Origin of the sequence: Flectobacillus major DSM 103 (genome assembly GCF_000427405.1) — a bacterium.
Taxonomy (GTDB): Bacteria; Bacteroidota; Bacteroidia; order Cytophagales; family Spirosomataceae; genus Flectobacillus; species Flectobacillus major.
The window spans coordinates 977,990-1,004,066 of record NZ_KE386491.1; the positions used below are offsets into that span (position 1 = coordinate 977,990).

General features: G+C 38.9%; 26 protein-coding genes. 15 read left to right on the forward strand and 11 right to left on the reverse strand.

Going from position 1 to position 26,077, the window contains the following annotated elements:
- Positions 1–241: 241 nt before the first annotated feature.
- Positions 242–853 (reverse strand): septal ring lytic transglycosylase RlpA family protein, encoded by a 612-nt coding sequence (locus tag FLEMA_RS67660; RefSeq protein ID WP_052353981.1) that lies wholly within the window; start codon positions 851–853, stop codon positions 242–244.
- A 247-nt stretch (positions 854–1,100) separates the two neighbouring features.
- On the opposite strand from FLEMA_RS67660, the gene FLEMA_RS0105855 reads away from it, so the two are divergent.
- Together FLEMA_RS0105855 and ychF are read left to right on the forward strand one after the other, a co-directional pair.
- Positions 1,101–1,418, forward strand: coding sequence for a DUF3276 family protein (locus FLEMA_RS0105855; protein WP_026994656.1), 318 nt, complete (start codon positions 1,101–1,103; stop codon positions 1,416–1,418).
- A 175-nt stretch (positions 1,419–1,593) separates the two neighbouring features.
- A complete protein-coding gene (ychF, locus tag FLEMA_RS0105860) occupies positions 1,594–2,700 on the forward strand; it encodes a redox-regulated ATPase YchF (protein WP_026994657.1) in 1,107 nt (368 codons plus the stop codon).
- Between the two features lie 170 nt (positions 2,701–2,870).
- Here the strand turns inward: ychF and FLEMA_RS0105865 are convergent, their stop codons facing one another.
- The 7 genes from FLEMA_RS0105865 to FLEMA_RS0105895 form a co-directional block, all read right to left on the reverse strand.
- A complete protein-coding gene (locus FLEMA_RS0105865) occupies positions 2,871–4,199 on the reverse strand; it encodes an OmpA family protein (RefSeq protein WP_026994658.1) in 1,329 nt (442 codons plus the stop codon).
- A 166-nt stretch (positions 4,200–4,365) separates the two neighbouring features.
- Complete coding sequence (locus tag FLEMA_RS67665) at positions 4,366–5,709, reverse strand: type IX secretion system plug protein (RefSeq protein ID WP_052353982.1); 1,344 nt, start codon at positions 5,707–5,709, stop codon at positions 4,366–4,368.
- A gap of 35 nt (positions 5,710–5,744) precedes the next feature.
- A complete protein-coding gene (locus FLEMA_RS0105875) occupies positions 5,745–7,685 on the reverse strand; it encodes an ABC-F family ATP-binding cassette domain-containing protein (protein WP_026994659.1) in 1,941 nt (646 codons plus the stop codon).
- A gap of 144 nt (positions 7,686–7,829) precedes the next feature.
- The gene (locus FLEMA_RS0105880) at positions 7,830–8,414 is read right to left on the reverse strand and encodes a Crp/Fnr family transcriptional regulator (RefSeq protein WP_026994660.1); all 585 of its coding nucleotides are present in this window, start codon (positions 8,412–8,414) and stop codon (positions 7,830–7,832) included.
- A 228-nt stretch (positions 8,415–8,642) separates the two neighbouring features.
- Positions 8,643–10,184, reverse strand: a complete 1,542-nt coding sequence (locus FLEMA_RS0105885; RefSeq protein WP_026994661.1) for an FMN-binding glutamate synthase family protein — start codon at positions 10,182–10,184, stop codon at positions 8,643–8,645.
- A gap of 116 nt (positions 10,185–10,300) precedes the next feature.
- Positions 10,301–10,882, reverse strand: a complete 582-nt coding sequence (locus FLEMA_RS0105890) for a DUF502 domain-containing protein (RefSeq protein WP_026994662.1) — start codon at positions 10,880–10,882, stop codon at positions 10,301–10,303.
- Positions 10,842–11,294 (reverse strand): DUF4139 domain-containing protein, encoded by a 453-nt coding sequence (locus FLEMA_RS0105895; RefSeq protein WP_026994663.1) that lies wholly within the window; start codon positions 11,292–11,294, stop codon positions 10,842–10,844. Before FLEMA_RS0105895 ends, FLEMA_RS0105890 begins: the two co-directional genes overlap by 41 nt.
- Before the next feature lie 191 nt (positions 11,295–11,485).
- On the opposite strand from FLEMA_RS0105895, the gene FLEMA_RS0105900 reads away from it, so the two are divergent.
- The 5 genes from FLEMA_RS0105900 to FLEMA_RS0105920 all read left to right on the forward strand — a co-directional run bounded on the left by FLEMA_RS0105900 (position 11,486) and on the right by FLEMA_RS0105920 (position 16,294).
- Complete coding sequence (locus FLEMA_RS0105900) at positions 11,486–12,559, forward strand: Ldh family oxidoreductase (RefSeq protein ID WP_044170919.1); 1,074 nt, start codon at positions 11,486–11,488, stop codon at positions 12,557–12,559.
- Between the two features lie 61 nt (positions 12,560–12,620).
- The gene (gene mltG / locus FLEMA_RS0105905) at positions 12,621–13,661 is read left to right on the forward strand and encodes an endolytic transglycosylase MltG (protein WP_026994665.1); all 1,041 of its coding nucleotides are present in this window, start codon (positions 12,621–12,623) and stop codon (positions 13,659–13,661) included.
- A gap of 95 nt (positions 13,662–13,756) precedes the next feature.
- Positions 13,757–14,164 (forward strand): acyl-CoA thioesterase, encoded by a 408-nt coding sequence (locus FLEMA_RS0105910; protein WP_026994666.1) that lies wholly within the window; start codon positions 13,757–13,759, stop codon positions 14,162–14,164.
- Positions 14,165–14,201: 37 nt separating this feature from the next.
- Positions 14,202–15,140 carry a YihY/virulence factor BrkB family protein gene (locus FLEMA_RS67670; protein WP_044170922.1) on the forward strand — a complete coding sequence of 313 codons (939 nt, stop codon included), beginning with the start codon at positions 14,202–14,204 and terminating at the stop codon, positions 15,138–15,140.
- Positions 15,141–15,670: 530 nt separating this feature from the next.
- A complete protein-coding gene (locus FLEMA_RS0105920) occupies positions 15,671–16,294 on the forward strand; it encodes an L-threonylcarbamoyladenylate synthase (protein WP_044170925.1) in 624 nt (207 codons plus the stop codon).
- 80 nt (positions 16,295–16,374) lie between these two features.
- On the opposite strand, the gene FLEMA_RS0105925 is transcribed toward FLEMA_RS0105920, so the two are convergent.
- Positions 16,375–17,109 (reverse strand): MlaE family ABC transporter permease, encoded by a 735-nt coding sequence (locus FLEMA_RS0105925; protein WP_026994668.1) that lies wholly within the window; start codon positions 17,107–17,109, stop codon positions 16,375–16,377.
- A 136-nt stretch (positions 17,110–17,245) separates the two neighbouring features.
- Here FLEMA_RS0105925 and FLEMA_RS0105930 point away from each other — a divergent pair, with 136 nt between their 5' ends.
- The 8 genes from FLEMA_RS0105930 to FLEMA_RS0105965 all read left to right on the forward strand — a co-directional run bounded on the left by FLEMA_RS0105930 (position 17,246) and on the right by FLEMA_RS0105965 (position 22,442).
- Complete coding sequence (locus FLEMA_RS0105930; protein ID WP_026994669.1) at positions 17,246–17,926, forward strand: SDR family oxidoreductase; 681 nt, start codon at positions 17,246–17,248, stop codon at positions 17,924–17,926.
- A 105-nt stretch (positions 17,927–18,031) separates the two neighbouring features.
- Entirely contained in the window at positions 18,032–18,466 is a 435-nt protein-coding gene (gene tsaE / locus FLEMA_RS0105935) for a tRNA (adenosine(37)-N6)-threonylcarbamoyltransferase complex ATPase subunit type 1 TsaE (RefSeq protein WP_026994670.1), read from the forward strand.
- A gap of 80 nt (positions 18,467–18,546) precedes the next feature.
- A complete protein-coding gene (locus FLEMA_RS0105940) occupies positions 18,547–19,785 on the forward strand; it encodes an alanine dehydrogenase (RefSeq protein WP_026994671.1) in 1,239 nt (412 codons plus the stop codon).
- Between the two features lie 50 nt (positions 19,786–19,835).
- A complete protein-coding gene (locus FLEMA_RS0105945) occupies positions 19,836–20,237 on the forward strand; it encodes a hypothetical protein (protein ID WP_044170930.1) in 402 nt (133 codons plus the stop codon).
- Positions 20,238–20,407: 170 nt separating this feature from the next.
- Positions 20,408–20,998 (forward strand): Crp/Fnr family transcriptional regulator, encoded by a 591-nt coding sequence (locus FLEMA_RS0105950; RefSeq protein ID WP_044170935.1) that lies wholly within the window; start codon positions 20,408–20,410, stop codon positions 20,996–20,998.
- Between the two features lie 112 nt (positions 20,999–21,110).
- Positions 21,111–21,338 (forward strand): hypothetical protein, encoded by a 228-nt coding sequence (locus FLEMA_RS0105955; protein WP_044170937.1) that lies wholly within the window; start codon positions 21,111–21,113, stop codon positions 21,336–21,338.
- Positions 21,338–22,216 carry a sterol desaturase family protein gene (locus FLEMA_RS0105960; protein WP_026994675.1) on the forward strand — a complete coding sequence of 293 codons (879 nt, stop codon included), beginning with the start codon at positions 21,338–21,340 and terminating at the stop codon, positions 22,214–22,216. The genes FLEMA_RS0105955 and FLEMA_RS0105960 overlap by 1 nt, the downstream gene beginning before the upstream one ends.
- Positions 22,209–22,442 carry a hypothetical protein gene (locus FLEMA_RS0105965; RefSeq protein WP_026994676.1) on the forward strand — a complete coding sequence of 78 codons (234 nt, stop codon included), beginning with the start codon at positions 22,209–22,211 and terminating at the stop codon, positions 22,440–22,442. Before FLEMA_RS0105960 ends, FLEMA_RS0105965 begins: the two co-directional genes overlap by 8 nt.
- Positions 22,443–22,482: 40 nt before the next feature.
- Here the strand turns inward: FLEMA_RS0105965 and FLEMA_RS0105970 are convergent, their stop codons facing one another.
- Both FLEMA_RS0105970 and FLEMA_RS0105975 read right to left on the reverse strand, forming a co-directional pair.
- Entirely contained in the window at positions 22,483–24,228 is a 1,746-nt protein-coding gene (locus FLEMA_RS0105970) for a M14 family metallopeptidase (protein ID WP_026994677.1), read from the reverse strand.
- A 34-nt stretch (positions 24,229–24,262) separates the two neighbouring features.
- Complete coding sequence (locus FLEMA_RS0105975; RefSeq protein ID WP_026994678.1) at positions 24,263–25,909, reverse strand: M14 family metallopeptidase; 1,647 nt, start codon at positions 25,907–25,909, stop codon at positions 24,263–24,265.
- Positions 25,910–26,077: the final 168 nt, after the last annotated feature.

Below are 26,077 nucleotides of genomic sequence, written 5' to 3' on the forward strand. Positions count from 1 at the left end.
AATTACAGAGATGAATACTAGAAAACACAGTACTTGTAATAGGCTTTCTATAAGATAGTTCTAAAAATAGTTTAATTAGTAAAAATGGTTAAATCTTGAAAATCTACAATTTTGTGTACCCACATACCTACTCAAATCTTGAGAAATAAGTACTGTGAATCAAGAAAAAAGCAATATAATAGGCCAATATGCCTATATGGGGTTATCGAGAGGATTAATAAGAGTTGTGTTTGGGTCTTAATTACTTTTTTTTCTGGGCTTGTATTTGTGCATTTTTGCGTTGGCGAGAAAGCTTTCGGAGATACGAGTTTACTTTCAAGCGGCGGTATTTGAGGTGAGGATATTTGCGTTTATGCCAGTTTTTGCGGAGGCGATAGTATTTATTATGTTGAATAATAGGTTTTTGATAATATTTGGTTTCGAGTTTTGGCGAAGCAACAATACTCAATGAATCGTAGGATTCTAGCATAATGTCGCCATCAAAACCCACTACTTTGAGTCTTACTTTAGTAAGTCCTTCTTTGCTCATTTTGAGCCATTTAGCGGGGTTTTCGGTAAGGTCGATAATACGGCCAGGTTTGTAGGGCCCACGGTCGTTGATTCTAATAATCACAAATCTTTTATTGGCCAAATTGGTTACTTCGAGCATCGTGCCGAAGGGGAGGGTCATGTGAGCGGCGGTATATTGGTTTTTCTTGAGAATTTCGCCTGTAGAAGTAGGCTGATTATAAAAGTTGTTAGCATAAAAAGAGGCGATTCCATAAGATTCGTCACCTAACTTTTGAGCATTTGAGGGCTTTAGGTTAACGACTAATAGCGAAATGGTAAGTATTCCAAGATGTCGTTTTTTCATGGGTAGTGATTAGATTATTGACGAAGTTACTAAAAAAAAATAAGGTATAAAAATGTAAAAGTACTAAATGCAAATCTATGCTTTTTGGAATCAAAATAAAAATATTTATTGGTTTTGTTATATTTTTATTGGTGAAAATTTAGTTTAAAAGTCCAAAAAACAAATTTTATTTTATTGCATTTTTTTTGTTAGAATCAATAAAATTTTTACTTTTACCAATCCATAAACCCTAAATTTTAATAGTACAGTGGAAGAAAGAGAAAGAGAAGAATTGTTTTCAAAACGCATTAGAGCGGGGAAAAGGACTTATTTCTTCGATGTGAAATCAACTCGCTCAAACGACTATTACATCACTATCACAGAGAGTCGTCGTTATCAAAAAGATGATGGCTTCGCTTACGAGAAACATAAGATGTTCCTTTATAAAGAGGACTTCGATAAATTCTTGGAAGGATTGAAGGAAGCTGTAGAACATGTAAAGCATGAATTATTACCTGATGTTGATTTTTCACAATTTAACCGTGAAGAGGACGAAGGGTTTGGTAGCGACCTGAAGTGGGAGTAACACATGATTTTGAATGGGAAAGGGTGGTCTAGGAAATTCTAATATATCCTGCTCATTACAAATCCGGAAAGACATAGCCTCTGATTTTTCAGAGGCTTTTTGTTGTTGAAGGAATATTAGCGTAACTTTGTTACTTTATGATTCTTAGGACGTGTCGAAAATTAATAAACAATAAATGGGTTTACAATGTGGTATTGTAGGTTTACCAAACGTAGGAAAATCTACTCTTTTTAGTGCAATCTCTTCTAATAAGGCCGAAGCGGCCAATTATCCTTTCTGTACAATCGAGCCTAATGTGGGTGTTGTAACAGTGCCTGACGAACGCTTAACGATACTTGAGCAATTGGTGAATCCTCAACGAGTATTGCCTACGGTGATTGAGTTTGTTGATATTGCTGGTTTAGTAAAAGGGGCTTCGCAAGGAGCTGGCTTGGGCAATAAGTTCTTGGCCAATATTCGTGAAGTTGATGCTATTATTCATGTCGTGCGTTGTTTTTCTGACGACAATATCGTTCACGTTGAAGGGAGGGTTAATCCTGTTTCTGATAAAGAAATTATTGATTTTGAATTGCAGTTGAAAGATTTAGAGTCGGTAGAAAAGAAACTCCAAAAGTTTGAAAGAGCTGCCAAAGCTGGCGATGCCAAGTCTAAACAAATGGTAGGTGTGTTGGGTCAATATAAAGCTGCTTTGGAAGCTGGTAAGTCTGCTAGAACAGTGCAAGGGCTAGACCCCGACATCAAGCACGAAGCTGTAGGTGATTTGTTTTTGTTGACCGACAAGCCCGTAATTTATGTGGCCAATGTTGACGAAAATTCTATCCAAGCTGGTACAAACGAATACGTAGAGCAACTACGTGTAGCTATTGCTGAGGAAGGTGCTCAGATCATTGTTATTTGTGCTTCTGTAGAATCGCAAATTGCTGAAATTGAGGATTTAGACGACCGTCAGATGTTCTTGGAAGAATATGGCTTGAAAGAATCGGGCTTGGCTCAATTGATTCGTGCTTCTTATGCTTTACTAAATTTGATTACCTATTTTACGGCAGGGGTCAAAGAAGTACGTGCATGGACTATCCAAAAAGGATGGAAAGCCCCTGCGGCGGCTGGTGTAATTCACTCAGATTTTGAACGTGGATTTATTCGTGCTGAGGTGATTAAAATTGCTGATTATCAGCAGTATAAATCTGAAGCAGGATGCCGTGAAGCTGGTAAGATTAGTGTTGAAGGTAAAGAGTATGTCGTACAAGATGGCGATATTATGCACTTCCGTTTCAATGTGTAAGAATAGATTATAAACATGAGTCTTCCCAAGTTTTGGGATAATTTAAAGTAAAAACCTCTTGTTTGTATATTGGGATTCACGAGGTATTCCATCGTGACTATTAATCAAAAAAGGCGGTCGAAAAACTAATTTCGACCGCCTTTTATCTGAAAAATCGGGATTACTTATGTTTATAGTTTCAAAATAACAAACTCTACGCGTCGGTTTACTTTACGTTCTTCGTCTGTACCTTTTTTGATAATAGGCTTTGTGCTTCCATAACCTACTGCTTGAATTCTATTGGCCGAGATACCTTTTTTAATCAAATATTCTTTGCAGTTAATAACCCTTTCTTCCGACAATTCTTGGTTTGCTTCGGGGTCGCCCACAATATCAGTATGGCCTTCTAGTCTGATTTCTAAGTTCTGGTTTTCGTCCATCATACTTACCAGTTTGTTCAATTCAGCAAATGAAGCAGGTAATAGGTCGGATTTTGATACTTCAAAATAGATATTCTTCAAGGTGATTTTGTCACCTACCTGAATCGGATTTAGTAAAATATCTTTGGTAAGCTTGTTATTTACTACGCTTTTGCTCAAATCAATAAAATCATTGGCTGCCAAATAGCCCTTTGCATGAGCTACATAGGTATATACTTGCCCTTGTTTAAGGTTCATTCTGTAAATCCCCGTGCTAGCAAAGCTTTGGGTTGAATCAATTTTTTTGTTACTACCCGAAACCGTAAAATCAATGGTAGCACTAATGGGGCGATTGGTTTTGGCATCACGCACAATACCTACCACTAATACACTCGACGGCTCAGTACTTTGTTGTTGTGGTGTAGTGTCTACTTCTCCTACTTTTCCAGACTTAGGCTTTTTGGTAGGCGTATTGGGCTGGTTGGTAGGGGCTGGAATCGACGGTGTCTGACTTGGATAATTAGGGCTTTGATTAGGTACTTGTTGGGTAGGCACTTGGGCAGAGCTAGGATTCTTGACATACAGCCCGTATACATTCCAGCAGGTTAGGTGGTCATAATCGTTGCATTCAAATAAGTCGAATGATTCGATACCGGGGTCGAGGCGTTCAAAATACACAACAAAATTGGTGCGTGTACCTGCGTATGTCTTTTTGCGTTGAGGCTCAACAGGAATACCTTCAGCTTTAACAAATCGAAACTCTCTAGCACCGTTTGCTCCAACCAAGCGAGCACTCGGGTGAAAAGCAATTTCTTGTGAGCCGTCATCAACAACACGTCCAGACTGGTCGCGGCGTGCCGAATTATTATTGATAAAGGATACATACAAAACGGTATATTGCCCCGACAAGCGAATGTCTTCGACACTAATATTGGGGTCGGCCGAGCGGCCACTACCCGATGGTGCAGGTGTTTGCTGGCTAGGATATTGGCTTCCATTTCCTGAATTAGTATCCGACGAATTGCCGTAGCCCCCCGAAGGTAATGGCATACAACTTTGCAAAAGCGGCCATGATAAAAGTATAAAGAGTAATTTTTTCATAAAATAATCAAAAGTTGAATTCTTCTTAAAACGGACTTGGGTATGAATAGTAACGGTATTGTAAGTGTTCTGTTTGCCCTAATTGTGCATTTCAGATTAAAATAGATTATATAAATTTCAAAAAGCTTTGGTATTGGAGTAAGAAGATTTAAACAAAAAAAGCTAATTAACGGCTTTTGATAAGAGCATAGCCAACGAGGGCATCGGCACGCCCACCAATAGGACGATGGTAAACCAAAATTTCGTAAACATTTTCGGTTTGAGAATGGCTTCCTTCCAATTCTCGTTCGCTGATTATCCCTTGAGGATCTACCGTAACGTACTGATAATTATAAATGCCTTGCTTGAGCTGAATAAATGCCTCATAGGCTTGGTTTTCGGGTACGTAGTGCATCAGGTTGTTTTCGTTGAGTTGCCAATCATTAAACGAACTGTTAATATACACCTTTTTATTGGCTAGCGAGTCGGTTCTAAGCTGAAAGCTAACCCTTACATAATCGGCTTCGGTAGCTCCTTGGTTGGTTTCGTAATTGTCAATCACATATCGGCCATCCAAATCCTTGGTATCTACATAAGCCAATCCGTTTTGGGGCTTATCATAGCTAAGTTCTATCACCGTTTCTTTTTCGCCTTGAAAGATATGTGAAATATTGACTAATTTCTGTTGGGTGCTTCGTATATCAAACATCCTAAATTCATTGCCTCCTTCAATACTATTTTCGCCATCAAAAAACTGGTATTCAAGCTTTCGGTTGAAATTGTCTACCATAAAAGGAGGGAGGTTGGTAAGGGATTTGTTATCTCGGAAGTTTTGACGAATCACCACTTTTAAATCATTTTTAGGGTCGATTATCTCGTAGCCTGTGTAATTAATAGCAAAATTGATTTGCTGATGAGTTCGGCGTTTATCGGCTATATTGGCAAAAACGATTTGTCCTCCTACACCAATCTTGTTTTGGAAAACCATAAACCTACGTGATAGCACAAGGTCTTTTTCGTTGCGACCTTTATACACTACCACTAGATAATTGCCCGACATTTTTACTTTGGGTAGTTCTATACCAAAGTGATAATAGGGGATTTTGGTGGCAAAAGATGTACGGTAATCATAAATCGGGAAATCGTTGTATTCGGGAAGATATTCTATTTCGCTAAGAGCCGAGGGTGTCCAATCAGAATTACAATGATAAATTTTGACCCGAAAGTTTTGAACAGCAGGATTTAAGCAGTCAAATTCTAACCTTAACGTAGCATTTTCTTGTAAACTTATTATTGGCGGGTTTAGGGTAGCTTGTACACTGCTAGTGCCATCGTAAGGGTACAAAAGAGGCGTTTTGATATAGGGTTCATAGATTTTATCTTCATAAAGAAGTGTTTTTTCTACCACTTGCTCTTTAGCTCTTTTTTGGGCAAAAGCTACAAGGCTAATACAAAGAAAAAAGCCTGTTTTCCAAAACGAATTCCAGAAAACAGACTTTTTTACCAATGATAATAATGATTGTTTTTTCATAGAGTAAAGCAATAATAGAGCAAAACCAAGTAATCCTACCTGATACTTGTTTCTAACTCTTCTATTTCTAACATCGCCATTTCCCAGTTGTCGTTGGCTTGTTGTAATTGTTCTTGTACCTTTTTGTAGTCGGCATTTACTTGTTTCAACGCTCCATTATCATTGAAAATTGTTGGGTCGGCAAGCTGTTTTTCAGTTTCAGCTTTCAGTGCTTCCAGCCTAGTAATAGTATCTTCTAGCTCGCTTATTTTTTGGTTAAGCTTTTTGATATTTTTCTGAGCTTCTTTTTTGGCAAAATCACTTACTGTAGGCTTTTCGACTACTGCTGCTTTAGGACTTTCTTGCTTTTTAGGAGTAGCTTTTTCTTCTATCTCGTTGGCCTCACGTTCTTCTTGCCAAGCTTCGTATTCTTCGTAAGTACCAGGATATACCTTGATTTGCTCGTCTTCGATATACCAGATTTTGTTGGCCACTTCCGATACAAAGAAACGGTCGTGCGAAACTACCACATAACTACCTTCGTATTGTTGTAAAGCTTGAATCAAGATATTCACCGACATCATGTCGAGGTGGTTGGTAGGTTCATCTAGGAGCAAAAAGTTGGCCTCCGAAATCAGTACTTTTGCAAGGGCTACTCTTGACTTTTCACCACCCGAAAGAACTTTGATTTTTTTGAAAACATCTTCTCCCGAAAACAGGAAACAGCCCAAAATACTTCTTAATTCTGTTTCAAGCTTGGCCGTACCAGCCATTTTGAGTTCTTCGAGCAAGGTATTTTCTACATCCAAGCTTTCGAGTTGGTGTTGGGCAAAAAACGAGTCGATAACGTTATGGCCAAGCTTACGGTCGCCATTGACTTGTTCTGTGCCTGCAATAATTCTTAGCAAAGTAGACTTACCCTTACCGTTGGCACCAATGAGGGCAATTTTGTCACCACGTTCAATAATAGCATTGGTATGAGTCAAAATACGCTTGTCGCCATAAGCCTTTGTTACGTCTTCGAGGTGCATAATAAAACGCCCAGGTTGAGTACCAAAGTTGAATTTGAAATTTACTTTGGCAGTTTCGTCAATTACATCGTCGATAATATCGAGGCGTGCAAGCGACTTTACCCTTGATTGTACCTGACGAGCCTTAGTAGCCTTAGCCTTAAAGCGTTGGATAAATCGTTCTGTTTGACGAATCTGAGCCTGTTGGTTTTCGTAAGCACCTTTTTGTATTTCATTGCGAAGGGCTTTTTCTTCTATATAAAACGAGTAATTACCCGAATAAGGCGTAAGCTTAGCCCCCGAAACTTCTACAATAGTATTGACAGTGTTGTCGAGGAAATAGCGGTCGTGCGAAACTACAATAATAGCTCCTTCATAATTATTGATATAATTTTCGACCCACTGAATAGAAGGTAAGTCAAGGTGGTTGGTTGGTTCATCGAGCATCAAAAGGGATGGCCTTTGTAACAACAACTTGGCCAACATTACACGCATCCGCCAGCCTCCCGAAAAAGTTTTTAGGGGTCTTGACAGGTCGTCGGTAGTAAAGCCTAGCCCTTCCAAAATAGCTTCTGATTCAGATTGCATCGTATAGCCACCCAAAGCATCGAATTCGTCTTGGAGGCGAGCCAATATATTTACATCGTTGTCTTCATAATTGGTATCCATTTTGTGCAGAATTCTATCAATTTCTTTTTGCAAGAAATTTTGGCGTTCAAAGGCCTGCATAGCTACCGACAAGATGGAGTCTTCTGATTGATAGGACAGTAAATCTTGATTGAGAAAACCAATCGAGCAATCTCCTGATTTAGAGATATTGCCACCATCGGGCTGGTATTCGCCCGAGATAAGCCTCAATAACGTAGATTTTCCTGTACCATTAGCACCAATAAGCCCAATTTTATCTTTGGGTTTGATATGTAAATTGGCCCCATCATATAGGGGGCGACTTCCGAAATAGAAAGAAAGATTATTAATAGATAACATACTACAAAGATAGTAGTTTTTGTGGTAAGCGTAGATACCCACCCTTGGCAATCACAAAAAAAGAGAAGCCAAACTGACTTCTCTGGGTTATAATACTGTTTTGGGGGTTGATTGAGTAGGGGCAAAAAGGGTATTATAGTAGCCTTATTGATTTTTTTGGCTTCTTGAACGTAACCTGCTCAACGATTCGGGGGTTATTCCCAAATAAGAGGCAATATGATACTGTTGAACTCTTTGCAATAAATGAGGATAATTTTGCGAAAATTTTTCGTAGCGTTCTTGAGCAGATTGTTCAATAAACCACCTGAGTCTAAAATCTTGCTCTATAAGAATAGACTCTACAAATAAGCGACCTAACTTTTCCCAATTATGATATTGGTTGTAAAGCTGCTGAAGGCTGTCGTATTGGATGGCTAATATTTTACAAGGTTCGATAGCCTGAATAGCCTCAAATGACGGGTTTCGAGTAAAAAAGCTAACGGATGAAGTATTAAACATGTTTTCTTCGGCAAAATAGTTAGTGATTTGGCCTTTATTGGGAACAGGAACATAATTCCTCATGATTCCTTTATTAATAAAAACAACTTCATTGGCTACCTCCCCAACCTTCAATAGGTACTCATGTTTTTTGAGTGATTTATGATAAAAATTTTTCTCAATAGCGTTTAACTCCTCTTCCGTAAAATCTGGCACGTATTGTAAAACTACTTCTCTAATGTGGGTGTACATAAATTATCAATTACTGGTTTTAATAACAAAGCATAAAGTGGAGATTTACTTAGGGTCGCTAATTTCGTATCTAGCGATGAAAAAAAGCAATAGGAGTGTAAAATACGTAAAAAAACCTAGATTCTTCAATAAATAAGCGGGAGTTTTTTGGGAGAATTATGATGAATGCAGAACAGAGAGCGAGTAGAGACCTCACTCTCTGAGCTATAGGGTATGATTGTCTTTATGTTAGTGCTTACCGCCTAAAAATTCACTTTTTAGAAGCGTTTCTACGTTGTTGAAGGGTACTGGCGTTTTATCATAACCAAAGGTTGTCGATAGCGATTGTGTTTTGTTGTTATCGCCCATAGCCATGTCTACGTCTCGCATGGTCATTTGCGACGGATGCTCATAGCCACACGCATGAGTAATCTCTAAAATTTCTTTATTAAGGGTTTTTAAATAGTTATAAAAACGCTCGCTTTTTAAAGTAGGGTCAATACCTCCTTGTAGCCATTTGTTGGAAGTAGCAATACCTGTTGGGCAGCGGTTGGTATGGCATACCTGAGCTTGGATACAGCCAATAGCCATCATCGACTCACGGCCTACGTTAATCAAGTCGCAACCCATCGCAAACGCCATCATAGCTTTTTCAGGGAAGCCTAATTTGCCCGAACCGATAAATACGATCTTGTCGGTGAGGCCATGTTTTTGGAAAATTTTGTAAATCTTGGTAAAAGCAAAATTAAAAGGTAACGATACGTGGTCGGCAAAAGCATGAGGAGCTGCTCCTGTACCACCTTCGCCACCATCGATAGTAATAAAATCTGGGCCTTTACCTGTTTTTACCATATATTGAGCCAATTCTTCCCACATTTCTAATTTACCAACAGCCGACTTGATACCCACAGGAATACCTGTGCTATTGGCCATCAGTTCAATAAATTCAACCATTTCGGGAATAGTAGAGAAGGCCGAGTGGAATGCTGGCGAAATAACATCTTTTCCCATCGGAATATGACGGATGTCAGCGATCTCTTGTGTGATTTTTGAAGCAGGCAATACGCCTCCTTTCCCAGGCTTTGCTCCTTGTGAAAGCTTTAATTCTAAGGCTCTTACAAAAGGATTATCCTGTGTCATTTTTATCAGCTTTTCCAGAGAAAAGTTGCCGTCGTCGTCTCTTACGCCAAAATACGCAGTACCAATATTGACAACTACGTCTGCTCCAAATTTATGATAGGGCGAAAGCGAACCTTCGCCTGTATTATGGTAGCATCCAAACTTTTGAGCACCACGGTTGAGCGACTCAATAGCTTTGGCCGATAACGAGCCGTAGCTCATCCCCGAAATATTAACTACAGAAGAGGGTTTGTAAGGTCTTTTGCGTTTGTGGTATTCACCGATAGTTTTGGCACAAGGTACTGCACTTGGGTCTTTGAGGTTGGGGTGATTGTTGGGCAGTTTGTAGCCAAGCATGGCATGTTTAATAAAAATATAACCTACAGCCGAAAAATCTTGGTCAGAACCAAACCCTTGTAAGTTATTTTCCTTTTTAGAAGAAGCATAAATCCATGCTCTTTCACCACGATTAAAGGGTAATTCTTCACGGTTGTTGGCTACAATATATTGGCGAAGTTCAGGGCCAATTTTTTCGAGCATGTACCTGATGTGTCCAATTACAGGAAAATTGTGTTGAATCGTGTGTCTTTTTTGTAAGATGTCTCGTAGAGCAAGAATGAAAAGGGGTAAAGCAACCCAAACCCAAATGCTCACATTTGAAAGGAATTCCATAGTGAAAAGATTAAAAATAAAAAATATTACCTGTTGTTTGATTTGGAATATGAGTATATATGAAGTTTGTGTTGTGATGATCAACCGTTTGAGATAAATACCCCTTGTTCAGAAAATTATTTTCCGACTTCCTGTGTCAACGATACCCCACCCGAAATAATCATTTTCATGACATCTGACGAAGGTAGGTCAAGAAAAGTAACATTGGCTTTGGGTACTACCAACATTTCGCCCGAAAAAGCATAAGAATGTGGACAATACACCATCACATATCCTTCTAACGACAAAAAGCCCAAATCTGTTTGAGTAATAAACCCAATTTTTCGTACATCGCTTTCTTTATTAAGGACAAAAAGTACTGGCTGATTGAATTTTTTCTTGTCGCCAACAAAAGCCTGAACCAAATCTTTGAGCGAAAAATAAATAAGCCTTACCAAAGGTAGGTGCGATAATCCTTCCTCAAAAATTTTGAAAACAGGAATCATGATAAAAGTAGAACCCAAAAAGCCTACCGTCATGATAATGGCTACAATAACCGCCAAGCCTGCACCCCTAAAATAGAAATAGAAATGTTCGTCGAGCGACGCCAAAAGATTGAAAATGATGTAGCCTGTAATATATACAGGAGCTAATAATAATAAACCCTTTACAAAATAGCTAAAGAGTTTTGCGCTTATACGTTTGAATTTGAAGGACATTTTGTATTCCGATTATTTGTTTCCCTTGTGGATACACAACTTTGTATTTTACCTCAAGGTTCCTGATTTCTTTGGGTTTTAGCTCTAAATTCCAAATAAGTCGATTACTATTGAAGTCAATATCGGCATCTGAGTTTTCGAACAATTCGAGCTGTACTTTGGGGTCTTTGCTATTAGGAATCATTTCTTCGACAATCAACCTAATGTTTTTTTTCCAAGGGTTTGATAGTTTGATATTGATTGTACGAGTATCATAAATCGTTTTGCCATTGGTGTATACATTATGAAAAACAATGCTTCTATTAATCCCCACCTTTATGTTACGCTCTACACTCAGATATAGCGTGTCCATCAACTCAGAAGTTTTGGTTTTTTTTATATTTTGAGCTTGGGCATAACAATAAATGCTCACAAAACGAGGTTGGAAAACAACACACACGAATACTAGGCTTGTGTAGAGAAGAATTATAGGGTTTTTCAAAATGTTTATTTATCTAAAGTGGTTAAATAATAGCGAAATTCAAGTATGTGCCTCTTTCATCGAACATTTATTTGTAATTTTGCCGAATTAAATCTCAAAGCAATACACAAAGTTACTAGATAATGATTTTTCAATATACACAACTTCAAGCATTTATTAAGCAAGTATTTTTGTCAATCGGTTGTCCTGAAGACGATGCCGAGCTAGCTTCAAATGTATTAATTTCGGCCGATTTACGTGGGGTCGATTCTCATGGAATTGCCCGATTGAGCGGTTATGTACGATTATACGACAATGGACGCTTAAATCCAAACCCTGTTGTAAAAATTATTCACCAAACACCTTCTACGGCGGTTGTCGATGGTGACAAAGGTTTGGGATTGGTGGTAGCACCCAAAGCGATGAAGATAGCCATGGAGAAAGCCAATGCTGTAGGGTCGGGCTGGATTTCGGTACAAAACTCTAATCACTTTGGTATTGCAGGCTATCATGCCATGCTGGCTTTATCGAGCGATATGATTGGGTGGGCTATGACCAACGCCGCTCCATTGGTAACGCCTACTTTTTCAAAAGAAAAATTATTAGGCACCAACCCTATTGCTGTAGCTGTACCCGCTGCCGAAAACCCTGCATTTGTGGCCGATTTTGCTACAACAGCCGTAGCTTATGGCAAAATGGAAATTCTTCAGCGTAAAGGGGCTCCAGCTCCTATTGGTTGGGTACAAGACAAAGAAGGTGCACCTACCGACGATGCCAATGCCGTAAAAAATGGCGGAGCATTACTGCCCTTGGGTGGCGATCGTGAGCATGGCTCGCACAAAGGTTATGGCTTAGGGGCTATTGTAGATATTTTCTCGGGGGTACTTTCGGGAGCAAATTTTGGGCCTTGGGTGCCACCATTTGCAACGGCGGGCTTTATGGCCGCTGGCGAGCAAGTGGGTAAAGGTACTGGGCATTTCTTGGGTGCAATGCGTATCGACGGTTTCCGTCCAGCCGATGAATTTAAGGCCGACATGGACAAATGGATAAACCGTTTTCGTTCGGCTTCGGCTGTAGAAGGCAAAAGTGTGTTGATTCCGGGCGACCCTGAGCGAGCCTTGGAAGCAGAACGCAAAGCCAATGGTATTGAGTTACTTGAACCTGTTGTCAATGATTTAAAAGCTTTGGCTACTCGTTTCAATATCGATTTTGTATAAGATTTATAGCGTACAGCCTGTTGCCTAATTCCTGAAGACGATTATTCAAATTCAATCTAAAATGCAAAAAAATAATAAGTTAATTAGATACGTCATCCTTGCTTTTGCGTTATTTGCAACGATGTTTTCCTATTATGTTTGGCAAATTGCCAAAACGCCTAATTACCAAGTAGATGAGAAAAAAGGCTTTGCTTTGTTGATTCCTAAAGGGGCTACTTTCGATACTGTTTGGGATTCGTTAAGAGTACACAAAGTGGTAAAAGATGAGCTTTCTTTTAAATTTTTGGCCAAACTTTTGAAATACAAAGAAAATGTACGTGAAGGTCGTTATGTGATTACTGCTGAAATGGGTAATTATGAGTTGATTAAAAAATTAAGAAGTGGCCGTCAAGACCCTATTAGGTTGACTTTCAATAATATCCGTCTGAAAAAAGATTTGGTACACAAAATTGGAAATCGCTTTCAGTTTGATTCTACAACATTGGCTACGATGCTCAACGATTCGGCGGTAGCTCGTAAATACGGCTTTACCACCGAAACAATCATGTGTATGTTTTTGCCTAATACCTATGATGTATACTGGAATGTAACTCCCAACGAGTTTTTTGATATTATGCACGGTTGGTATAAAAAGTTTTGGACAGAAGACCGCAAACGAAAAGCCGCCGCTATTGGCCTAGACCCTATTAAGGCACAAATTATGGCTTCCATAGTAGAGGGTGAAACCAAAAAAGCAGACGAAAAACCAAGGGTTGCGGGCGTATATATGAACAGACTCAACGCCAGAATGCCTCTGCAAGCCGATCCAACGGTAGTATTTGCTCATCAAGATTTTACCATTAAACGGGTTAATAGTACTTTAACTAAAATCAATTCACCGTATAATACCTACAAAGTAATAGGGTTGCCTCCTGGGCCTATCAATTTGCCCGACCTCAATTCTATCGATGCTGTATTGAACTACGAACGCCATAAGTATATGTATTTTTGTGCAAAAGAAGATTTTTCAGGGTATCACAATTTTGCAGAAAACTTTACCGATCACCTCAACAACGCCCGTATTTATCAAGAAGCTTTGAATAAACTCAATATTCATAAATAAGCAACAATATCTGGGTTAGTGAAATAACCATAGTTCGCTAACCCATAACGTGCTGGTTTTCATCCTTTCAAATTTCCTAATAATTAATTATCTTCATGTATTATCACGAGTTTACTTATCGAGTTCGTTATGCCGATACCGACCAAATGGGCTACGTTTATTACGGCAATTATGCTCGGTTGTACGAAATAGGTAGGGTAGAAGCCCTCCGAAGCTTGGGTTTTAGCTATAAAGAAATGGAAGATTCGGGTGTAATGATGCCCGTATACGAAAACAAATCAAAATATATTGCCCCTGCTTTGTACGACGACTTACTAACCATAAAAACTATTTTACAGACCGTGCCATCTACACGAGCTATATTTTTGTATGAAATATATAATTCAAAAGGTGCACTGGTACATACTGGCGAAACTACCTTGGTTTTTGTCAATAAACAAACCAACCGCCTAACCAAAGCTCCTCTGGAACTATTAGATAAATTGGCCAAATATTTTCAATAATTAAGGCAAAACATCGAAAAGTATAAACAAATATTGAATGCTGAAGAAAGTTAAAACTACAAAACTTTATAAAATTATATTGTATTTCTTGCAAACTACACATTTGCAAAATACTACCGCCACGGTATATCATGTACTTAAAATTTTGATCCATAAAATTATTCAGTTTGATATAGATGTACGTGCGGCAGCGGTAGCCTATAATTTTACCTTGGCGGTATTTCCAACGCTTATCTTTTTGTTTTCATTAATTCCTTATATTCCTGTCGACAACCTCGACGAACGGATTATCAATTTATTATCTGAGGTAATGCCTGCAGGTATTTTTCATGAAGCCAAGGGTACTATTGTCGAAATTGTCAGTAAGCCTCGTGGTGGGGTACTTTCACTAGGTTTTTTGTTTGCCTTGTATGCCTCTACCAGTGGCACAATGGCTTTGATGAGGGCTTTTAACCTAACTTATACTGCACAGGAAAAAAGAGGGTTTATTCAAGCCCGCCTCATAGCCGTAATGATGAATTTTCTGCTAACCTTGGTACTTATCGTATCGATTGTGGTATTGATTGTAGGACGGCTGTTGGTAGATGCCCTGTTTGAGGGAGGAATCATTAATCCTGATTTTACTTTTTATATCTTGCAGGTACTTACCTACTTGGTTATATTCTCCTTGTTTTTTGTGGTAATTTCTATTGTATATTACTGGGGGCCAGCGATTCACAAAAAATGGAGGTTTGTCAATGTTGGGTCTATTACAGCGTCTATACTGACCATTGTAATTACCAATGGCTTTTCGTATTACCTATCTAATTTTGCTTCTTACAACCGTCTTTATGGTACAATTGGTACATTTATAGCCCTTATGGTATGGCTGTACCTGATTGCTTTAGTACTTATTTTGGGCTTTGAAATCAACGCTAGTATCGACCACGCTGCTAGTATTCCTGAAGGCTCGGACGATAAGTTTCTGGATACTTGAAAGAAAACCAACACAACTTTAAATAGCTTTATTAAAGTAGCAAACGTTAGCGAAAAATTAAGACATACAAGCGATCAACGATTGACCAAACCCTTGCCTAGTAGTGAAAAAGCCGCACTTAAATTAAGCACGGCTTTCTGTACCCTAACCCATAAAAATCAATGAAGTATTCCTACTTTTAAGCATTGATAATTAATTTTCCACTAACATCGTGCCAAAGTTCAAGAAATTGTTTTTTTTCTTCCTCTTTACCCAAACTTTTATAAGAGCCATTTACTATTCTTTATCAATAATGACTTTTCTCTTATCAAATGATATTTTAGGGCATGGCCTTGCACAAATATTTCACAAAGTTTTACCGAGTGTTTAATGATATTGCCTTATGAAAACCTGTATGAATTCTATCTCTTTTGGGAATTTGTCTAGCAATCAGGATATTTCTAATGCCTAAGATATTATATTTGATTTTAACTTAGTTGTTCTACCTCATAGATAACACATAAAATGGCAAACTTAACTATTGAATCGCTATGGCAGAGTACATAAAATTATATGAAAAGGGTACTGATATAAAACGAATCAACCAAATTGTATCGTGCCTCAAAGAAGGGGGAGTTATTATTTATCCTACCGACACCGTTTATGGGATGGGTTGCGATATTCATAATACACGGGCGGTCGAACGCATTTGTCAGATTAAAGGAATTAAACCTAATAAAAATAATTTCTCGTTTATATGTTATGATTTGAGTCATATTGCCGACTATGCAAGGGTTTCTAATGCGGCCTTTAAGCTCATGAAAAAAGCTTTGCCAGGCCCTTTTACATTTGTATTGGACGGAAACAATAAAGTGCCCAAAGTGTTGGCTCAAGGTAAAAAAACGGTAGGTGTGAGGATTCCCAACAATGAAATCCCTCGACTGATTGTAAAAGAACTAGGAAACCCTATTATAACAACGTCTATCCGTGACGAAGACGATATTATCGAGTACTCTACCGACCCCGAATTGATTTTCGATAAATTTCAACACCTTGTCGATATTGTGGTTGATGGTGGTTTTGGTAACAATGTGCCTTCTACCATTGTAGACGCTACTACCGATGACTTTGAGATTATCAGACAAGGATTAGGGGAGTTGGAACTGTATTTATAAAATCATAAACATACAAATAGGTCGCTTATTTTATCCTTTGAGGGTTCAATAAGCGACCTATTTATTGTTGTGTAATGGTATTATGCTCCAACCAATAATTGAGCTAACAAATAATCGGCTACCAAAACCGCAATACAGCTATTGGTTACAGCTTTGGTACTTGATTGACCAACCTCTAGTGCACCTCCTCTGGTATAATAACCCTGAAATGCCGAAATTGAAGCAATCAGAAAAGCAAATACTACCGATTTAATCATAGCAAAAGGAACGTAACTCGTATTGAAATCGAAACGTAAGCCTTGGATATACTCGGCTGGAGAAATAGCTCCAGAAAGCCAACCTGCCAAATAACCGCCATAAATAGACAAAAAACCAGCCAAGGCTACTAGCATTGGAAAGGTAATCATAGCCCCAAGAATTTTGGGTAATACCAAATAAGAAGTTGAATTAATACCCATTACCTCCAAAGCATCTATCTGTTCAGTGATTTGCATTGTACCCAGTTGAGAGGCAATATTAGAACCAACTTTTCCCGCCAATACAATCGACGTAATCGTAGGAGCAAGCTCCAAAATCGTAGAGTCACGTACAATCAAGCTGATAATATAACGTGGTACAAATGGGTTCGATAGGTTGGCCGCCGTTTGAACACAAGTAACAGCACCAATAAACGACGAAACAATTGAAACAATGAGCAGGGAATTAATACCAATTTCGTAGGCTTCCTCAAAAACCAATTCCACATAAACCCTGAATTTTTCAGGATTTTTAAATAAATTCCCCAAGAAAATGAAATATCTACCTATTCTTGTCACTTCGTTTTCAGTTAAGAGTTATAAGTTAGTAACTTCGTTGCCGATTTATCAAAGAGCCTAATAAGCCCTAAATTGATGATTCGAGTTCAAAGATAACAAACCAAACAAGAATAAACGTAACCGTTGATATAAACAAATGAAGAAAACCATTGTAGTTACAGGTGGAACCAAAGGAATTGGAAGGGCGATTGTAGAGAAATTTGCTCGTGAGCAATATCAAGTATTCACTTGTGCTCGTTCGGAAGACCCTACGCTTGCAGCATTAGAAAATGTTATTTTTTTTCGAGCTGATTTATCAAAAAAACAGGAAGTTTTGGCTTTTGCCGACTTGGTAAAACAGCAAGCTCCTCGGATAGATATATTAGTTAATAATACAGGTTTTTTTATTCCGGGGCAAATCCACAATGAAAATGATGGCACACTTGAAGCCATGATTGAAACCAATGTGTATAGTGCCTATTATTTAACAAGGGCTTTTGTGGGCGATATGATTACTGCCAAAGCAGGGCATATCTTTAATATTTGTTCGACCGCCAGTATTACGGCTTATACCAATGGGGGCTCGTACTGTATTTCTAAATTCGCGTTGTTAGGTATGAGCAAGGTACTCCGAGAAGAACTAAAACCGCATTTGGTACGTGTAACTAGTATTTTGCCTGGTGCTACCTATACCAATTCTTGGGCTGGTGTCGATTTGCCTATCGAGCGTTTTATGCGTTCTGAGGATGTAGCCGAGGTGATATGGACGGCTTACCAAATGCCTGCATCAACTGTTTTGGAAGAAATTTTGTTACGTCCACAGCTAGGTGATATTTAATAGATAGAAAAATATCCATTGTCAGCAGATATGTGTCAAAGGAATTATTGATAGAAGTACCCCAATACATATCTTTTTACTGTAGAAAATTATTAAATTACCAAAATGAATACACAACAAATAGCGTATTATTCGCTCGATGAACTACCTGTTGTAGCCAAACAAATCATTGAATTTGGAAAGGAATATCCTATTTGGCTTTTTGAGGGTTCGATGGGGGCAGGCAAAACTACTTTGATTAAGGCTTTGTGTCGACACTGGCAGGTAAGCAACCACGTTCAAAGCCCCACATTTTCGATTGTGAATGAATATATTACACAAGAAGACAAGACTATTTATCATTTTGATTTTTATAGAATCAAGCATGAAGTAGAGGCTATGGATATGGGTGTCGAAGAATATTTTGATTCGGGCAACTACTGCTTGGTAGAATGGCCTTCCAAGATTTCTAATTTATTGCCTCTCAGCTACCTCGAAGTCAATATTGTGGTAGAAGCAGACGGGAAAAGAGTAATAACATTGCAAAAAACTCAGGAATAATACAATCCAATAAATTGTTGTGACAAAGACCGAGGCGTTTTCGTATTAAAGTAAACCATTTATTGTATTGAATAAAAGAAATGGCAAAACAATCAGGATTTAAAGAAATACTAGCACAGTCGGGGCTAACGCAGTCGTCATTGATGCCTCAAGAAGCATTGGTATGGACCAAGCAAAATGCAAAAAGCTTGTATATTGGTTTACCCAAAGAAATAACAATGCAAGAAAAACGCATCTCTTTAACCCCCGATGCTGTGTCGCTATTGGTAAGAAATGGGCATCAAGTTTTGCTTGAAACAGGGGCAGGAGAAGGGGCAAAATTTACCGATGCCCAATACTCTGAAGCTGGGGCTCAGATTGCCTATTCAAAAGAGGAACTTTTCAAGGCCGCCGATTTGATTGTAAAAATACAACCTCTTACCGACGAAGAACTCGAATACCTAAAACATGGTTCTACTTTGGTATCGGCTCTGAATATGCAAAAAGCTACCAAAGAGTATTTTGAAAAACTGAATCGTAAAAAAATTACGGGCTTAGGTTACGAATATATCGAAGACAATGTGGGTGGTTTGCCATTAATCAGGGCGATGTCCGAAATTGCAGGTAGTACCGTCATGCTGATTGCTGCCGAATGCCTGAGTAGTGCCAACAACGGTATGGGGGTAATATTGGGAGGTGTAACGGGTGTACCACCTACCAAAGTCGTGATTTTGGGAGCAGGTACGGTGTCTGAATATGCCGCACGTACAGCTATAGGCTTAGGGGCTGATGTAAAAGTATTTGATAAGGATATTTATAAGCTTCAACGCCTCAAATACCTCATTGGTCAAAATTTATATACCTGTATTATCGACTCTCATGTATTGCCCGAGGCTATTGCCCAAGCCGATGTTGTGATTGGGGCTTTGCGTGCTGCCGATGGCTTTACGCCTTGTATTGTTACTGAAGAAATGGTTTCGAGAATGAAAGCCGACTCGGTGCTAATAGATGTGTGTATTGACCAAGGGGGGTGTTTTGAAACTTCCGAAATGACCACTTTGGCACAGCCTATTTATCGCAAATACGATGTTATTCATTATTGTGTACCCAATATCCCGTCGAGGGTAGCTCATACGGCCACTCAGGCACTGAGCAATATTTTTACTTCATTTTTGTTGAAAACAGGCAAAACAGGAGGAATCGAAGAAGCTATTTTTGCGAACAAAGCTTTTATGAAAGGTGTTTATTGTTATAAAGGTAGCTTGACCAATGCCCAAATCGCTAAAAAGCTAGGTTTAGCCTATAAAGATTTAAGCTTATTGGCCGCAGCCAGAATGTAAAAAAGGTACATTTTGTTTCAAGCAAGTTATTTATTAATATTAAAATTATCATGATTGAAGACTATCAAGCCATATCCAATGCTCCTAATTCTCCTGAATTGAATGGAAAATACTTGGGCATTATTTCTTCCGACTTTGCGTTGGTAGCTGAGTTTATCAAAGAGGCATCGTATCAAATCAGAACGAGAGGTTTTTCTAAATATCCTATTTTTGCGGTATCCCAAAATCCTGTACCAGTAGGGCAAAAGCTTATTGGTATTCAAGAACTCAATGCCAATACATGGAATTACCACGCTACCGTTATGGAAGAGTTTGTACAAAGAGGTATTATTGCCGAAGAGAATGTTGAGGTTTTTAAAACAAGTTATAAAGACCCCGACGAGTTTTGTTGCTTATTTGTGTTTGACAACGACTTTGCTAGTTTTATTTATATTCCTTATCCAGAAGACTAGAAGATGACAAGTATTTGAAAATCAATGATTTGGTATTTAATTGATTTTCAACTTTGGGTCATTTGCTTGCAGGTTTGCTCAGCTCTTTTAGGTTGATAAATACTGTAGGGCTTATTATCAGATATTTAATAAAGTGACTCGCTAACTTAACCACTAATTTAATGTGAGCAATGGTCGTAAATTCCCAAAAAATAGAAACAGTGAAGGAGGCAATCTTCAAGCTAGCCAATTTTTCGTCAGAAGAATGGGAGTTTTATCGTGGCCATATCCAAGAAGTACATTTTAAGAAAAAAGAGTTTTTGACCGAAATTGGGCAGGTAGAAACCAGTACGTATTTTATTATTGAAGGTGCTGTAAAGTATATTTCATTCAAAGAAGATAAAGAAATTTGTGTCGATTTGGGTTTTAGAGGCAATTTTGTAAGCTCCTTTTCATCGTGTTTGTCACAAACTCCTTCTAGTATAGGTATTCAGGCTGTTACAAAGGTTACAGCAATGCGTTTGCATTATCAACCTGTTTTGGAGTTGCTGGAGCGTTCTAAAAATGCCGAGCGGTTTCATCGACGTATTGCTGAAGGATTGTATATCCGAGAAACCAAACGCACTTATAGCTTGATTTCGCAAAGTGCCGAAGAGCGTTATCTTAATTTGATAACCTACCAACCCGATGCCCTCAGGCTGATTCCTGTCAAAGATTTGGCTTCTTTTCTGGGGATTCACCCCGATAGCCTTAGCCGTATTCGGAATAATATTAAAGCTTAAAAAAAGCCTTGAGATAAAATATTTTGTGTCAAGGCTTTTTCCGAATGTTATTAAATGAAAATATGTTCATATATTTGTTGATATAAAAAATCAACTTAATCGTTATAACAAAATGGATTTACAAAACTGGACTATTATGCGTTTTATTCGTTTGGCAGTAGGCGTATGGGCTTTGGCAAATGGGGTAATACAAAAAGATTTTTTGTTATTAGGACTAAGTGCCGTAGTGTTGTTTCAGGCTATTACCAATACAGGTTGTGGGGGAGCTTGTGCTGTTCCGATAAAAAAAAAGCAGGAAAATAAACCGCAAGATACCGTAGCGTTTGAAGAAGTAAAGTAATGAAATATCTAGAAACCTTTTTGAATGGTTTTGTGGGCTACTTTTATTATTTGCTCGATGAAATCACGCATCCCTCATGGCATAATTATTTTTATGGCTTGTTGTCTATATCGCTATTCTTTTTTGGACTGGAAGTGCTTATTCCTTGGCGAAAAAAACAGGCTATTATTAGGAAAGGCTTTTGGCAAGATGCTTTTTATATGTTCTTTAATTTCTTCCTCTTTTCATTGATTGGTTACAATGCTATTGCTAATGTATTGGTAGAAGCTTTTAAGGATTTATTAGGTGCATGGGGTGTCAGCAACTTGGTAGCTATCCAAATAGCCTCGTGGTCGATTATGGCTCAGTTGCTAACGCTGTTTGTTGTGCGTGATTTTGTTCAGTGGAATGTACATCGGCTTTTGCATCGTGTGCCGTGGTTGTGGGAGGTTCATAAACTACATCATTCGGTTACTCAGATGGGTTTTGCAGCTCATTTACGGTATCATTTTATGGAAACAATCGTGTATCGTTTTTTTGAATATTTGCCTTTAGCTATGATAGGTTTTGGGATTCAAGATTTTTATATGGTACATATTTTTACATTGGCTATTGGACATTTTAATCATTCCAATATTCGGATACCTTTGGGGCCGTTAAAATACATTTTCAATAATCCTCAAATGCACCTCTGGCATCATGCCAAATATATTCCTAATCAAATGGGTATCAACTTTGGGATAACCTTGAGTATCTGGGATTATCTTTTCGGAACGGCCTATACTCCCAACGAGGAGGCTAATATTCCGCTTGGTTTTGAGCAGGTAGAAATGTTTCCAGAAGGCTTTGTTGACCAACAGTTATTTCCATTTAAAACAGCACAAAAAACAAATGAATAGCATCTTGTCTGTCCGAATGGCTCTAATCGTGAGCCTTACTTTGGGGTTAGCTCCTTTTCGTCCAGAGCCACATATTTGGGGAAAATTGCGTTGGATTGCAGGGGGGGCTGTTGGTATGCAAGCCGTAGATTGGTGTGATTTTGTACTGCACGGAACACCTTGGGCGGTATTGGTATTTTTGTTGTTGAAACAATGGCGTTTAAAAAGTAAAAAACCCAGTTTGTAGAACACATTTTTCTACAAACTGGGTTTTGGGGCAAATCAATTTACAGCGTTTTGCTGACAATTCCTCCTTTTTGGCTATCTACTTCTACCAATAATTTGTCGGCTTTTCCTTTAATAATCCAGCGAACTTTTACCGCTCCCATTCCCGAAATATTAGGTACTTCTATGGTTTGAGGGGTAAATTTTTGTTCTTTGGTTTGATTGCTATCTTCATTTTCAACAACCATTCCAGCTACAACAGTTGCATTTTTTAGGGTAATATAGTCTGGACGCTCGATTTTGTACTTGAGGTCATGAGCCGAATGCGTTGGGATTACCTTGGTATTAATAACAGTTGCCGTTATTTCGGTAAATCCACCTGCCAAAGCTTTTTGTTTGATTTCAGAAACCTCTAATTTCGGCATTTGTGAAGCGTGCAAAATCGTAAATGCCATATTGCGGTGGGCATCTTCTTCTAGCATAAATCCAGGGTGATTGCGGAGGTAGTTTTTCTTAGGGCCACCAATTTCAATATCGCCATACTGAGGGTGTTTGAATGGTTTCCAAGCTACATAACCATCATTGAATAGCAATTGGCGGCTAAATTCGTCGAAGTCGTTATTTTGAAAACGCCCTTCATCCGAAGTCTTATTGAATAATTTATAAGACGTAAAAAGTTCTGTCGAAAATGTAAAAACCCCTCTACCTAAAGCCAGCCAGTCGATTTCGCCTCCATAAACAGTATATAAGTCTTTGTAAATCACAAAGTATTTATAACCAGGGTTGATTTTTTCACCGATTTTTCCAAAATAATCATAAACAGCACCATCTTGAGCGGTATAAAACCCAGCATCTTCTTCTGCACCAGGCCCACGCAAAAACATACCACCGTTGTTGTGGTAGCTCTGAGCTCCAGCAATATTGGGGTGAGCCATCACAAAGTTTTTGATGTTGCGGGTTTCGGCCAAAGTACCGGGGTGGTACAATGCCCCACGCTGAATATAGTCGGGTTGCCAATTCCAACCCCAGTCGCGGTTGGGGTCATAATAGCCAATCAAATCTTCGTTTACTGCCCCATCGCCATCGTTGTCTATCCCTTCGTAGCCCAGCATTTCGTATTCGCCACGTTCGTCGGGTTTGGCAGGAATCATGCGTTGTGGGTTATCACAATCTACTTTCCAGCGGCCATTGGGCGACTTGCGACGCATCATTACAATATTACCGTCGCCATCGAGGTCATCAAATTTGTCTTCGTCGGCTAGCCCATCACCATCATCGTCAAAGGCGAGCATCCCCGAGCGTGGCGAGTTGGCAGTATTAGGATTTTTCAAGAAATCCTCACGGGCATCGGGGTTGATAGTAGGCGTAATATAAAACACTTTGTCTTGAAGAAGCTGCTTGATAAACGGCAAGCTATTATAGCTTTCGGCCAAATACCAAGCTGTATACAAGGCTACTTCAGTACCCTGAATTTCGTTGGAATGTATATTGCCATCAATATAAAAACCAGGTTTGCGGTTTACATTGCCTGTTTTGGTATCCGAAATAGTGAGTACCCACATATCACGCCCTTGGGTAGATTTGCCCATCGATTCCAATTTTACGAGGTCGGGATAAGCCTTGGCAAGGTCTTGACAAAATTTAGTAATCATGGCATAATCGTTGTAGTGATTCCAGCTAATTTTAACTTTTGGGTTGGCTGGTGTACCAATAGCACGTAGGCCTGTCAAATCGTCGTTGGGGGTTTTGTCTTGTCCAAAACTGCTTAACGAACAAGATAAAAGAAATAGGGATATATATTTTTTCATTTTCGTAAATACAAATAAAGTTGTTGAAGAAGTATTATTTCAAAGTAACTGTAACCGATTTTGAGCCTGCCGTAGGAGCACCCGCTTCGATACCCACCGTACCACTTCCACTAATAAGCCAGCTATATTCTTGTACTTCGCCAGCAGCTAGCGAGCCACGGAGATTAATTTTTTTGCCAGAAATAATGGTTTGATTACCCGAAAGTTTTAATTCTGTTTTTACTTTTTGTACCCATCTTACTCGGTCGCCAATTTCGGCATTGGTTGGTAGTAATCCTTTATTAACTACCTGAACACTTACACGGGTTAAGCCTGCCGAAACGACCTCGCTCTGTACATTAACCACCTGAATGTCGGGCATTTGCTTGACAAAAGCACTTAGGAATTTAAGATGTTTGTCGGTGATTTCGTTGAGATACGCAACAGGAGGGTTGAGTTTGGCATAAGGAGCAATTCCTCCAACTTCTACATTTTTATCAGGGAAGTCGGGGTGTTTTATACTTTGCCAGTTGACAAACGCATTGGTTATTTTCTGAGTATCTGCCCATTTTAGGTATTTAATATCATCGTTATCGCCACTTTTGTCGGGTACTTTGCTGGCTTCTTTTTTGCTAGAATCTTTGGCGGCAGTTACTTTGGGAGCCCACCAAGTAGGCGTACTGAAACTATAGCGACCATAGTGGAAATAGGCTGTTTGGGCAATATTTCCTTTGGTTTGTGGCATTGCTGGAGCATCTTTCAAGCCAGTTTGCGTATTATAGAGTTTTGAGATTTGTTCACCAACGGTGGCATCTTTTTCTAAAATACCTGTGATAATACGTTTGGCGGTTTTGCTTTTATCAAATTTTGGAGCTTCCGAAAGGTTATTGGCAGGGCCAAAAGTTAATACTGCAAAAATATTTTTAGATTGATAAAGGTAATCGAGAAGGGCTTTTGTCTCAGACTCAGAGGCAGCGTACTCGCCCGAGCCCTGTGTAAAAATAGGATAATCGTAAGTACCATTTTTATCGATATTGACACCACCAATACCATCTTCATTGAATAGGCCATCTTTATCGTTGTCGATGCCTTCTGTTAGTACAATATATTTACCGATTTCGCCTTTGGCGGGGTCAGCTTTTACCATTACCCGAGGGTCGTCTTTACTAATAATATAAGTACCAGTAGGGTCCTCGATACGCATGAAAGTGATTTGCCCGTCGTTGTTCAAGTCCTCGAAAGGGTCTTCGTTGAGGCGGCCGTCTCGGTCGTCGTCGGTATCTACATCGTTACCACTTCGTTCAAACTTGAGTTTTGCCGAAAACTGTTCTTGAGCATCGGGGTTTATGCTTGGGATAATATAAAAGGTTTTGGTATCGAGAAGTTGGCTTAGCGAATCGTTGGCCACTAATTTTTCGGCCAACTGAATAGCCACTTCTGTACCTGCCAAATGCTGCCCGTCGATACCTGCCAAAATAGCGATAGCAGGCTTGTTGGTGGTGTTTCCTTTGCCTAGTGTAAGTACAAAAATATCGTGTCCGCCTTTACTTTTACCAATAGATTGCACAGTGGCTTTTGTGCCAAACTTACTATTGATGGCTTTGAGGCGGGAAGCTATTTGGGAATGGTTTTGATAAGTGTTTTGGGCAAAAGAGTAGGTTGAAAAGGCCAACATACCAGCCAAAATGAAGAGTTTTTTCATCTGTTATTTAACACGTTAATTTTATCGAAAACAGATGAATCGCACAGGCAATTTGGTACAAATGAGCATTATCTCAAATTGCCCGAGCGGTTCATATAGTTGCGATGAAGGTTTTAGTAAATGATTTCATTGCAAAATACTTTTTTCACAAGACATTTACTAATCGCA